We start from the raw sequence: 14155 nt of genomic DNA, 5'->3' as shown, positions 1-14155 counted from the left end.
ATAAAAGTTTAAAAATGTCACTATAGTTGTTTTTAGTGTCTTTATTTTGTTGGAAAAAGCAATTTAGTATACGTATCTTTAATTTGACTCCCTATTCATGCACTCCCCTGTTTCGTATTATAAAAGTATTGAGAGGAGTGACATGAGTGTGCTCATGAAGTCGAAAGGGAGGTTAATTGTTAATTAATTGGTAGTTAATATTTGAGTTTTTCTAGTCATCTTGACTTACAAATGATACAACGAGGAGTGATTACTGATGATTGTGAACACAAGTGGATGGAAAAGTCGTGTAATGAAAGTGATGTTGAGTGCATTAATTGTCGCACCACTATCAGTAGCAGCACCTAGCTCGGAAGTTAAGGCAGCAGGTAACACTTTTTATGTAGATAATAATGGAAGCGATTACAGTGATGGAACTTCGCTAAGTACCCCATTTCAAACGATTCAGAAGGCAGCTGAAACTGCGCAAGCAGGAGATACGGTTATTATCAAAGGCGGGACGTATCGTGAGACAGTCACACCTAAAAGTGATGGAGTGACGTTTAAGAACTACAATGGTGACAAAGTTACCTTGTCCGGAGGTGATTTGCTCACTGGATGGACGCCTACAGCAGATGCGGGTATCTATTCGGCGCCAATGTCTTGGGATTACCAAAACGGTTACGGCAATATAGTCTATTACACGGATGCAGCGGGAAATGATACATCGTTGAGTCAAGCTAGATGGCCGAATATTCCTGACAGCCTAATGTTTAACAAAACAAAGTATGCCAAATTTTCATCGACGGGGGCTATTTCCGGTACTATAAGCAACGGGGGAGCTAATCTGCAGATGGACAATGTCGCCCTTGCCGCTGCAAATCCATTGCCTAATAGTACAACAACAGATGCTTGGAAGGATTCCCTGATTGTTGCAACAGCAGCGAATGGGTTCGTCATCTATACCGGAAAGGTTACAGGTAGTAGCAATACTTTGAATTTTGAGTGGCCTTACACAACCGGTTACCTTCCCAAAACCGCATCTCCCGGGTTTGGTCTATACCTCACAAACTCCTATCAGGCACTGCTCTACGATGTGGCAAATCCGATTACTGGCGTTCCTGGCGTACCGGGAGTAGCAGCATGGTATAAGGACGTTGCTAATCAAAAATTGTATGTCGCTGTTCCGGGTGGAGCCGATCCAAATACCGGTAAGATTGAGGCCAAGAAAAGAGAGTTTGCTTTTGACTTAGCCGGTCGTACAGGAATTACCATCAGCGGAATAAATGTACGGGCTGCTGGTGTCAACTTTGCAAACTCCAGCAACAACATGTTCAAGGGTGCTACCATTGAAATGGTGGATTCCTACAACAAGCCTTTTGCTGTTGATACAACGTTGCAGGGATTTGTATCTGGTTTTGTATTGGATGGTGACCACAACACGATTCGTGATTCTGAAGTTAAAAATATGTTTGGCTTTGGAATCATTGTCAAAGGCCACGACAACAATGTGATTAACAATCATATTCACGATTTTAACCGTTATGGACTCTATGCAGACGGTATCAGTGTCAATGGGTACAATCATCTAATTAGCCACAATAGTATACATGCGGGAGGTCGTGCTGCAATTGGCGGCACATTCACTAGCTCAGTTATTGCGTACAACGACATCTATGACGTTATGAAGATTTCCTATGACGGTGGTATTTTTTATGTTGTGAACAGCAATTTTGGCAGTTCAGAAATTCATCACAATACCGTGCATGATAGTCCGGGTGAAGGTATTTATTTTGATAACTTGAGCTTCGATGCTGTGGTTTATAACAACATCGTTTGGAATGTTTCGGTTGGTATGCTCATCAACACACCCAACGAACGGATGATTTTGTTAAATAATACAATATACAACACTAGTTCTCAGTCTTATGGTACGTGGGGCGATAGTGCTGCCGATGGAATCGGTTCTTATGGAAGCGTGCTTATGGGCAATATTCTGGAAAATACTGGGTTTTCATCTCAAGCTTCAGGTGGTGCGTATGAAGCAGGCAATACCCTAGATACAAAAGCCAATCTTCAAGCTATGTTTGTAGACCCAGCCAACAAAAATTTTGCACTGAAAAACCCAGACACGCAACAAAGTGTCGTGATTCCCGGTGTTACCGACGGATTTACTTCCGCTAAACCTGTAAGGGGTGCGGTTCAACCCGGCGTGGCCTGGAAATCGGGACACGATTTTGACAATGCGGCAAACATCAACCCGACTTTCAAGCTAAACAATATTCCTTATAAACAGTTGCTGAAAAATGCTGGTTTTCCTACCGGTGATCTGACTGGTTGGACGACTACGAATACGCCAGAAATCGAAGTACAAAATGGATGGGATTTCAGAGCCAGCGGTTTGGTAAGAGACGGCGTTTATGGTGTTGCCTTGAATGAAGGCGATGGGATTTCTCAAACGGTTACAGGTTTGAAACCAAACACCACCTATAATGTAAGTGTATGGGGTAAGGTACTGGGAAAACACGTTGCAGCATCCACCATGGCTGCTGAAAGTGATCCTGTTACTCCTGTTAAATATCGCTCAATGAATGGTTACATGATTCCGGGAACGAAAACTACGCTGAAATTTACAGGTGTTGATTTCGGGGCGGGCTTGTACGACAAAGTGAATTTTGCTACAGTTGCTGCTTCTGGTACTGGCAAGATTGAGATGTATATTGGTGACCCATTGAACGGTGGTACCCTCGTTGCGACGGATCCTCTTTCCGATGACGCAACATCGGGACAAAAAGGTCAATGGTATTATAGAAATGCCATAGCACTTTCAACAGTAACAGGGACTCAAGACGTTTATTTGGTATTCTCGAATACGAATACATCAGTTCCTCTGAATTGCTATTTTGCTGACTTTACATTGTTTGATTCTACAGTTGACCCAGCTACGGATTACATTGAACTGGGAGCTAGTGGACTTGCCAGTGGTCCAAAGACAAGTAAGATTACTACTACTACCTATACTAAGGGTACAGCAAGCCGTCCTAGCAACTTTTCCTTTACTACAGGACCAAGCGATACCAGTGTGACCATCTATGCCAAAAAAGCAGGTGGTGGCGGATTGACTGGTTATGTGGATGAGTTTGGTTTGGCAGAGAATGCAACTCCTGCTCCTGTTTATGAAACCTTAAATGCATTTGAAGGCTTTGAAAACGGATTGGGTAACTGGGTAGCATCAGGAGGTGCTAAATCCACCTCTACAGCAGATAAGCATTCTGGCAGCAACAGCTATATCGTCAATGAAGATGTTGATAACATCACGCAAACTTTCAATACGAGTTATAACAAAGTGGTTACGATGTGGTTTTATGACAATTTCAATAAGACAAACATGCAAACTGCCGCGTTTGTTGATGATGGAGTAAACAATCGGGCAATTATGGTCAATACCCCGACTTCGACTACGAAATATTCGGTACGACTGGGTGCTGCAATTACCGCAACAACCGTAAACAGAAGCCTAGGCTGGCATGAGTTTAAGTGGGACTATACCTCTGGTACGAAATTGGATATGTATATCGATGGTATACTCATCACACCAACGGCAGGCGTGTCAGGCTTGACTAGTTTCAACAAAATAAGAATAGGAGATTTTTGGACTGGGAATCCTAACACTGTGTACTTTGATGATATCAGTATCAAGGATCCTAATAGCAAGCCAGTTTCCGTAAGCACGGAGCTAACGACTCCGCAAAATAAAGCAATTAGCGGCACGTTGTCCGCGAGCGATGCAAATGGAGACCCACTGACTTACAGTATCGTAAGCAATGGCACGCTAGGAACAACAGTCATTACGGATCCGTCAACTGGAGCGTTTACGTATACGCCAAACCCTGGTGCGATCGGTACAGATACATTTAGTTTCATCGTAAATGATGGTGTTGAAAATTCAAATGTCTCCACAGTGACGATTCGCATAATGGATATTATTTCTCCTGTGACGTCAGATGATGCACAAAGCGGTTGGCATCAAGATGCACAGACGATTCAATTAACAGCAACGGATGAAGGTAGTGGCGTTGCAAAAACCTTCTACAGCCTAAACGGAAGTCCGTTTGCAGAAGGAAATACGGTTCAAATTGACGTAGAGGGCTTGAATGAACTCACGTACTACAGCATTGATGCGGCAGGCAATCAGGAAACTCAGAAATCAACAAGTATCAAAATCGATAGAACCGCACCTGTCATTACAGCAGCAGTCACAGCGGCACAACCTGACGGACAGAACGGATGGTATGTAGATGCGGTGACGGTAAGCCTTACTGCGGAAGATACTTTGTCAGGCGTGGCCAAAATTGAATACAGTGTTGACGGAGGAGCTAACTGGCAAGATTACCAGGCGCCTGTAACCATCAATCAAGACGGCAGTTATATCATCATGTATCGATCGGTTGACAACGCGGGGAACGTGGAAACAGCACGGAACATATCGTTCAATCTGGACGCACATAAGCCTAGCGTTACCATCTCTTCGCCTATTGATGGCAATAGCTACAGCGATTCCGGGGATTTAACGCTACAATTTAACATTTCTGATGAATTATCTGGCGTAAATAACAGTAAGACAACAGTTACGCTAGATGGCCAGACAGTGCAAGCGACAACGATTCCACTTTATACGTTAACGCTAGGCACGCATACAATTACAGTAACATCGAGTGACCTGGCGGGGAATACGCACCAAGAGACGGTGACATTCCAGACCATAACGAATATCGATTCCTTAACAGCATTGGTAACTCGATTCCGTGGTACCAATTGGATCGATAACGGTGGGATTGCCAATAGCTTGACCAAGAAATTGGAAAAAGGAGACTTGAACAGCTTCATCAGTGAAGTGCAGGCACAAAGCGGCAAGCATATTTCAAGTGAAGCAGCAGCTTATTTGCTTCGGGATGCAAATTTTCTAGTAGGTAGTCAAAACTAATTTCTATCAAAGCTAAATATGAATGATGAATAGGGCTATCCCAACATGGGATAGCCCTATTCCCTGTATTTTGATACATTATCTTCCGTTTATAATTACACTTATATACCAATCCTTGAACTATAGCTGAGTTTTAGGTTTGTATACTATAATATGACTATTGACAGAATGGGGGAGAACAGATGAAAGCGTTTGAAAGTCTATTGAGTAAAACGCTTGTTCTTGGTATAGCTACAATAGTCGTGATGACTGGTTGCGGCAAAGAAACTACAAAACAAAACCCGGCAGCAACAGAAGCACCAAAGCCGGTGACACTAAAGTTTGTAACAATGGGTCCAGGAAAACAAGCAGATACACAAGAGGTTTGGGATGAGTTTAACAAACAATTAGCAACTTTACTGCCAAACACAAAGGTAGAGTTTGAAGCCATTATTAATACAGAATTCGCTGGAAAATGGAAGGTAATGGCCGCTTCAGGAGAACCGATTGACATTGCTTGGACAGGATACTTATTAGATTATCCAAGTGAGGTAAACAACGGATCCTATATGGAGTTGGATGCTTTGGTTGATAGATATGCTCCTGATCTCAAGAACGAGATACCCTTTTGGGTAATGGATCGCGCTCGAGTTAATGGAAAGTTATATGCGATCCCAAACTATCAGCAAGCTGTAGATAACCGTCCAACCCTACGTGTACCGAAAGAGTTCATTGATAGAGGTTACATCGATCCGAAGCTAGCACAGGACACTTTTTATAAGTATGGTGCTGTTTCCAAGGAGTCATTTGCTGTTATTGAAGCCTACTTGGAGAAATTGAAGGCTACCAATCAATTGCGCAAAGGGTTTAGCCCAAATGTACTTAGGGTTATGATGAATCACAACATTATCGTGCCCGGCTTTATTTTGACTGGTGATTATAAGGATCCGAAAAGTTTAAAGGTTGTTAATTCTTACGAGACAGCGAAAGAGCAGTTGTTCATCCAAACGATGACGGATTGGTATGCCAAAGGTTACATCCGCAAAGATATATTGAGTTTGCAAAATCAACGTCAAGATGAAGGTAAGCCGGACGGAAACATCGCTTGGTTCCATTCATTGGTTGGAAGCGTTGAAGATGGCTCGAAGAACGATAGTATAAGAGCTGGATTCCCAATTCAGCTAATTCCAATGGAAGAGAAATATGTCATTTCTGCATTATCTGATCCCACTAATTTGGCCATTAGCCGAACATCCCAAAATCCAGAACGCGCTATGCAGCTACTAAATTTATTAAATTCAAATAAGGGGAAAGATTTGTATAACCTTCTTGTTTGGGGAATCGAAGGCAAACATTATAAGAAAGTTTCGGACACACGCATTGAAACAATCGGTTACCGATTCCAAGGTACTGCGGATGCTAAATATGGTGGATGGAAATGGACGCTAGGCAATTCGGCGAATAGTTACGAAACGCAGGCTGACGCAGTGGACTTCACTAAAATCTGGCAGGATATAAATGCGAATGCTATCGTTTCGCCATTACTTGGCTATAAACCCAATCTTGATCCAATTAAAATAGAGCTTGCACAGACGGCGGCAGTTGTTAAAGAGTATGCAGGTACTAGTTCAGCGCTTATCCTAGAATCAGGAGCGATACCTGACGCAGATGCCAAGTATGAAGAATTTATTGAGAAATTGAAAAAAGCAGGTTCAGACAAAATCGTAGCTGAGCTGCAAAAACAAATTGAAGAGTTCTTGAAAATTAGATAGTTAAGTGTCTGATTGGGGCTATCCGAACTTGGGTAGCCCCTAATTAAAATCGTTTCAAAAAAAGACCGGATTGCTTATAGCCTCCGGCTTTTCACTGTGTGCAATAAAACAACAATCCAGTGCAATTTAGCAAAACTTTTATTTGGAGGATTAAAGTACAATTGAGTTATCAGAATGAAAGGTGGTGTATAAGTATCGATTCATAGTTTGTTTCTTTCGTACACTTTTGTACAAGGGTTTCAAAAATAACTAAGGAGGAATGACAATGGCATCCACGTTAGTTCAACATTTTTGGCTCAAAAGGAAAGCGCTTACAAGAAAGGTGGGATTGATTCATTTCATATGTTTGATCATTTGTTCCATGGTAATCGGTTTAGCTCCAATTCAAACCGCTAATGCAGCCGTGCAGTATACGTTCTATGTTTCAACAACAGGCAGCGACACGACAGGTAACGGTTCACTTGGGAGCCCTTGGGCGACCATTGGGAAAGCCCGAGATTATATCCGCACCAACAGTTTGAATGTGAATATGACAGGAGATATTGTTGTAAATGTGGCAGCAGGCGACTATTATGTGTCCAGCACGATTCAATTCACAGAAGCAGATTCTGGTTCGAATGGCTTTAATATCATCTACAAAAATAAAGATGCGATAGGCAGCGCGCACTTCATTGGGGGGCAAGCGATCACCGGTTGGACGCAGCACGCTGGAAACATCTATAAAGCTTTTGTGGGAACCGGTTGGAGATTCGACACGCTTTACGAGAATGGCAATAGGGCAATTAAAGCCCGTTATCCCAATTACACACCAGATGCGAACTATATCACCTCCAAAGTGCCGTATCTAGATAGCGAAGGGGTGACCAATTCCCACACGGTGCTCCAGTATAAAGCTGGCGATTTAAATCCTACCGGCTGGAACCTCACTGACGCTCAAGTATTTATTTGGTCTGGGACTGGAGGAGCTTGGGATTGGTTCACGGATACCGTGCCGATTTCATCCATCAATACCACAACTAGACAAATTACACTAACTCAAGCAACGCGTTATAACATCGATAGCGGTTCTAGGTACTTTGTCCAAGGGGCTCTGGCATTGCTGGATCAAGCAGGGGAATTCTACTTAGATACCACGTCAGGTTATTTATACTATTGGTCAAAAGACGGGTCGATCACCTCGCAAACCATCATCGCGCCTAAAGTAAAGAGCATTATTTCTCTTCAAGGTGCTTCGGAAAGCAGTCGGATTCATCATGTTCAGTTCGATGGTTTAAGCCTGGAAGACACAGATTTTACAAACTGGTACAGACATGCTTGGGTGAACAATGGTGACTCAGGTGAAGGCCATACGTATCCGCAGTATGATCGCCAAATGACAATGACGCAGCATCGAACCGGTATGTTGCTCATGTCAAATGCGGATAACATCAAAGTTACGAATTCCCATTTCAAGAATTCAGGTTATTCAGCGATTTATGCCCTATTTTACAATCAGAATCATACGATTTCCGGCAACTTGATCGAAAACACTGGTCACTCTGGCGTCATTTTTGAAGGTAAATATCCAGGCGAGGGTGACGTGACTAAAAACAACTTAATTACGAATAATGTCATCCATGATGTCGGAGAATTGGTTGGTCATGCATCCGGCGTGTATTTGATGAACAGCGGAAGCAATGAGGTTTCCTATAGCACGATTTATAATTCACCTCGTTATGCGGTTGCTTTTGACGCATATGTGGATATTCCGAAAGCGGCCATCTATAATCACGATAACGTGATGAAAAATTTGCAGATCTCTAACGCAGCTCAAGATAGTGGGGACACGGGATCTATCTATGCCTGGGGGATTAGTACAGTTACCCCGTACTTGTCGAATACGATTCAACAGGTGACCATAGACCATATTTACGCCCATCCTTCTATGAAGGACTACGCGCCAAATGGTATTTTTATGGATAATCAAACGAATGGGCAAATTTTCTCAAACATCAAAGTAACCAATACGCAGAATAGTGCTATTCGCTATAACCAGTCTACTGGTCATACACTTACTAATGTCAGCTGGCTAGGTGGATTTAACGATTCTCTGATGGATTATGCGAATATTGGGATTAAAGCAGACTTCCCTTATCCGGTCACACCGAGCGGTTTGACGGCTTCGTTCACCGGTACGCAAGTCAACTTATCCTGGTCAAGTGTGAAAAATGCCGCGAGTTATGACGTATTGCGTTCAACTGTACAAGGTGGACCTTACAACACGACGGTATGCAGCGCGGTAACTACCACATCCTGTAGTGACACTACAGGTACATTGGGAACGATGTATTATTACGTCGTGAAGTCCCGAACTTCTGCGGGTTTGACCAGTAATAATTCGAATGAAGTCGCTCAGTTATACAATGAGTTAAGCTTTGATGGCTTTGAAAGTGGTTTTGGAAACTGGTCGAATGCCAAAGGAACCGCTTCAACGAGCACTGCCCAAGCTCATACAGGCAGCAATAGTTACATAATTAATGAAGACTTGGACGTAATTGCGCACTCCTTCAGTTTAAGTTATAACAAAATCGTAACCCTCTGGTTCTATGACCTTGCTTCAGACACGAGCATGCAGACCATGGCCAAAGTGGATAATACGATTTGGAGCGATCCTACGTGGAGGGGGCTCGGAGTCAATACCCCTACATCGACCACCAAATATGTGACACGTGTTGGCGGTACGTATACGGCTACTTCCGTAACTCGAACCACCGGTTGGCATCAAATGAAGTGGGACTACACGTCAGGAACCAAAGTGGATATGTATATCGATGGCGTACTTGTGGCATCTCCAACTGGTATAACTAATTTCAATCAGATCTCCATGGGTGACTGGTGGTCAGGCAATACAGGAACGGTTTATTTTGACGATGTGAATGTGCAGTAATTCAATACAAGAAGCGGCCTTCTCGACAAGGAGATAGGCCGCTTCTATTTACTTCTTACTGAGAAATCTCCTTCATATCGCTCACTTTGGACTTAAGTCGATACTCCGTAGGAGTTGTTCCAAATCGTTTCTTAAATAAGGTGAAAAAATGTTTTTTGTTTTCCCAGCCAACTTTTTCGATAATCTCATCTACATTCCATACGGAGTTCTTCAGCATTTCCGATGCTTTAACTAGACGGATTTCAGAGATGTAGTCGGCGATAGATCGTGAAGCATACTCACGGAATAGTTTCCCTAGATAAGCAGAAGTTAACTTAAATTGATCAGCTACCATACTGGAGGATAACGAATTGTCCATATAATGCGTTTCAATGAATCGCATGGCGTTGGAAACGACGATGTCCGATTTTTCGGTGCGATTTTGTTCTATTTTGCCTACAATAGAGCTTACAAGGGCTATAAATTCAGCATTAATTTCATCGAATACTTCAAAGGATTTAATTTTATTATCAAAAGAGACGAAATCTAAACCGAATGAAATGGTTCCATTTTTCTCCATAAGGTTCACCATATTAAAGATGCTTGAGGACAAATAAGATAACGTAAACATGATGATATTGAAACTACAGTCTGTCAATTCCTGAATCAAATGCCAATAGGCTTCTTTGGCTTCTTCTAATTTGGCTTTCTGAATACTGTCTAGAAAATGCTGTACAGAAGCTGTATTGATGTTGAAATCAGACCATTTAGCCGTATTCATAGCATGTTGTGTTAAAAGGCACGCATGTCCGTATTTGATACGATAATGGGAGAGCACCAGCGTCCTTTCATATAAGGCTCGAACATCCATAATCGATGCCACTGGTTCACTGATAAATGCAGATACGCTTATAGCGCAGTATTTGGCATACACATTCTGAATCTCTTGAACCAAACTTTTCAGACTTTCGATCTGAGCTATGGGACGACCTTCGTCCTCGCTGTATACCTCCATATTTAATAAGGTAACAACGTGATCACTTCCCGCATCGATGGATTCGCAATGATAATACGGATGTATGATTTCATTAGCAATATTAAGTAGTGAGTATTTCAATAAGGATTGGTCTTTCGAGCTGTAATTGGCATGAAAGGCTGCGTAATGATCTGTTTTAAACAGGATAAGAGCGATACTGCTTTTTGGATCGAAATGTACATTGTGCTGTTTGAAAAATGCTTCATAATCTACCTCTTTCACGTTTTTACTCAAGAGGAGATCTTTCAAATAATTCTGTTTCAAAGTAAAAAGATTAGTTTTTCGGAAATCCTCCAGAGAGGTCAGCTGATAATGCGTGGTTTGAATGGAATCCGTGATGTATTCGAATTCATTATTATGCTCCTGGTTCGGGACCTGCGTTTTATTCAAACGTCCAATCGTTTTTCTAAGATTTCGCACGGGATTATATAAATTTTTTGAGAGTAAAAAGCCTGTAATGAGACAGATGATGAGCATAACGAGGCCAATTGTAATCGTAATCGCTTTCACTTTGTTTACGGTTCCAGCAATATATTTGTAAGGGGTGATATTTACCAGAATCCAAGGCGATGTCTCGTATGAAATGTAGGTTATGATAGAGGACGTGCCTCTAAAGTCAGCTTTGAAAACACCGGATTTATTAGGTGATGCTAATAATTGAGAAATTGAAGGTTCATCTGACAAGCTGCTTAAGAATAAGTCTTTTTCTTGATCTGAATTCGCAATGACTTTCCCATTATGATCGATGATCAAGATATTATTACCGTTTAAAGAATCACTTTCTTGATAGGAAGCCAGGGTATTAAATATCCATTTCATTCTGACATTAATGACAAGCGCATTCTTCAACTGTTTATCAGAAAAGTATTCGGGCAATATGTAGGAAAAAACATTTTCGACCTGCATGGGATCCATTTCTGAAACTGGAATTTTTCTGGGAATAGGTGTGAGAGTCAGTAAACTCTTCGGATCTTTAAACAATTGAACCAATTCCTTATCGAAGTACTGATCTTTCCTAATGACCGGATTCGGTCCCATTGTGTAGTACGTGTTCGTTCTTCCATTATAAACATTAGCAGAATAAATGAAGGGCGCACTTCCCAATGAGGTGTCAATGGTATTCATGCTGTTATGCACATCAAGAATGGGAATGTCTTCGCCATACATTAATTTCGTTGTATTTGGGTTACTAAAAATGGAGGTTGCATACGTTTTCACATAACTATTGATTTGCAGCGCATTCTGATAAATCTGGTTCATCAATTTCTCATTCGATGAATTAATTAACCGAATACTGTAGTTGGTAAAGTTGAAATGAAGGAACAATAAGAGTGCGAGCATGATCAAAGTAAGTAAGAAGGTGATTTTGGTAAACATGCTGTAGAAATATAACTGACCCGTATAAAAAAAACGCTTCTTCATGCGACACTTCCTTTACAAAACAAGCTTGTTGTCTATCGTTTATTATAGATGAAAGGCACCCAATTTGGAATTGATTTAGCCGAGATTGAACTCATTCACATAATTTAAACCCAGTATTTAAACCGATTCTTTGTTTTTGTGCCTATCCTACCCGAAACTTTATCTGTTACGATAAATGCCAGAAGGAGGTTTGGAATCATGCAGCTTAGACAAATATGGAAAGACTTTATCAAAAACAAAGTATTACTGGCTTTAACTTTACCACTCGTGATATATGTAACTATTTTCAGTTATGTGCCTATGTTTGGAGCCATGGTCGCTTTCAAAAGGTACCAGTTCAACAAAGGCATTTTAGGTAGTGAATGGGTGGGTTTAAGTAATTTCAAGTTTTTATTTGGGTCCCCAGATCTCTGGCGAATTGTACGTAACACGTTGGGTTACAATTCAGCGTTTATTGTTCTTAATTTGCTAGGATCCGTGTTTGTAGCCTTGCTTTTATATGAAATAACAAGTAAGAAGCTGCTCAAAACGTACCAGTCGATCATGTTCTATCCACATTTCTTATCCTGGGTAGTGGTTGCCTACATGGCCTACTCTTTTCTGAATCCAAGATCGGGGATGTTAAATCAATGGTTAGCTGATCTCGGTTTAGGAACAATAGATTGGTACAATAAGTCGGGACCCTGGATCTACATCATGCCAATAGCTAATATGTGGAAAGAGATAGGGATAGGCGCCATCATCTATTATGCGGGGCTCTTAGGCGTTGACCCTACCTATTATGAGGCGGCCAAAATGGATGGAGCGAGCAAGTGGCAAATTCTTACCAAAGTCTCTGTACCTTTTCTGTATCCACTAATGACGATTCTCACTATATTAGCGATTGGACATATCTTTACTGCTGATTTCGGCTTGTTCTACCAGCTTCCAATGAATTCGCCAACCGTTTACAGTTCGACGGATGTTATCGATACTTATATTTTCAGAGCGTTAACGGATTCAGGCAATGTTGGCATGTCTAGCGCAGCTGGACTGACGAAATCGGTTCTAGGTTTACTGCTTGTTCTCGGCACCAATGCGTTGGCGCGTAGAATAAATTCAGACAATTCGTTATTTTAGAGAAAAGGGGGAGGAGAGGGAATGACCCGTTCCATGAGATACCAGCTTTCCATGCTGCCGATTCATCTGTTTTTCATAGGTATTTCCGCATTGTTTATAATCCCGCTTTGGGCAATTGTGTCTATCTCACTGTCCAATGAAGTGGATCTCTCGACATTTGGTTACAGCTTGATTCCGATAAAGATTGATTTTGGCGCTTACCGTTATATATTGGATCATCCTATGACCATTCTTAACGCATATAAGGTTACGATACTCATGGCTTCCATAGGTACCTTTGCATCTGTGGTAATGATCTCCATGTGCGCTTATGCTTTGTCGAGGTCAGATTTTAAATATAGTAGGTTCATTACTTTCTACTTGTTCTTTACGACGTTATTCAGTGGGGGAATTGTTCCTTACTATATTCTGATGACGAAAGTTTTCCATGTTCAAAATACGTATTGGGCATTAATTCTCCCATTATTAGGGAACATCTGGAACATGTTTTTGATGCGAACTTTCTTCAAGGCGCTGCCCGACTCCTTAGTCGAGTCTGCTAAAATCGATGGCGCAAGCGAGGTGAGAATTTACCTAACAATTATTGTTCCACTTTCAACACCAGTCTTAGCAACAGTAGGGTTACTAACAATACTTGTCTATTGGAATTCTTGGTTCAGCTCGCTTCTATTTATTAACAAACAATCCATGTATCCACTCCAATATTTACTACAGGTGATGTTGAGTAACATCCAAGAAATTTTGAAAAATATGCAAGATGGCGGGATTGTGGATACGGCAACGTTAAGTCAACTACCGTCAGAATCAGCCAGAATGGCCATGTGTATACTAGCCATAGCACCGATGCTTTTCGTTTTTCCTTTCTTTCAGAAGTACTTCGCCAAAGGATTGACTGTAGGCGCGGTCAAAGGTTAGCCCTAAGTACGAATTAAGACTAGAATTCCAAATTCTAGTTTTAA

Annotated in this window: 6 protein-coding genes; 5 read left to right on the top strand and 1 reads right to left on the bottom strand. The window is 41.6% G+C overall.

All coding sequences use genetic code 11. The features are described 5' to 3' along the window. The first annotated feature begins 256 nt into the window (after positions 1 to 256). From AC58QC_RS00615 to AC58QC_RS00605, 3 genes are all read left to right on the top strand, one after another. A complete protein-coding gene (locus tag AC58QC_RS00615) occupies positions 257 to 4963 on the top strand; it encodes an OmpL47-type beta-barrel domain-containing protein (RefSeq protein ID WP_497413275.1) in 4707 nt (1568 codons plus the stop codon). Between the two features lie 182 nt (positions 4964 to 5145). Continuing rightward, positions 5146 to 6714 (top strand): ABC transporter substrate-binding protein, encoded by a 1569-nt coding sequence (locus AC58QC_RS00610; protein ID WP_497413274.1) that lies wholly within the window; start codon positions 5146 to 5148, stop codon positions 6712 to 6714. A gap of 265 nt (positions 6715 to 6979) precedes the next feature. After that, the gene (locus tag AC58QC_RS00605) at positions 6980 to 9640 is read left to right on the top strand and encodes a right-handed parallel beta-helix repeat-containing protein (protein ID WP_497413273.1); all 2661 of its coding nucleotides are present in this window, start codon (positions 6980 to 6982) and stop codon (positions 9638 to 9640) included. A 55-nt stretch (positions 9641 to 9695) separates the two neighbouring features. Here AC58QC_RS00605 and AC58QC_RS00600 read toward each other — a convergent pair whose 3' ends face one another. Next, positions 9696 to 12077 (bottom strand): AraC family transcriptional regulator, encoded by a 2382-nt coding sequence (locus AC58QC_RS00600; protein ID WP_497413272.1) that lies wholly within the window; start codon positions 12075 to 12077, stop codon positions 9696 to 9698. A 198-nt stretch (positions 12078 to 12275) separates the two neighbouring features. Here AC58QC_RS00600 and AC58QC_RS00595 point away from each other — a divergent pair, with 198 nt between their 5' ends. Continuing rightward, on the top strand, positions 12276 to 13196 hold the full coding sequence (locus AC58QC_RS00595; RefSeq protein WP_497413271.1) for an ABC transporter permease: 921 nt from the start codon (positions 12276 to 12278) through the stop codon (positions 13194 to 13196). Between the two features lie 21 nt (positions 13197 to 13217). Beyond that, positions 13218 to 14111: a carbohydrate ABC transporter permease gene (locus AC58QC_RS00590; RefSeq protein WP_497413270.1), complete on the top strand. Its 894-nt coding sequence runs from the start codon at positions 13218 to 13220 to the stop codon at positions 14109 to 14111. Positions 14112 to 14155: the final 44 nt, after the last annotated feature.

This window comes from Paenibacillus sp. J22P51 (assembly GCF_059692215.1).
Note: the sequence above shows the minus strand (reverse complement) of the source record. Positions and strands in the feature narration are given on the sequence as shown.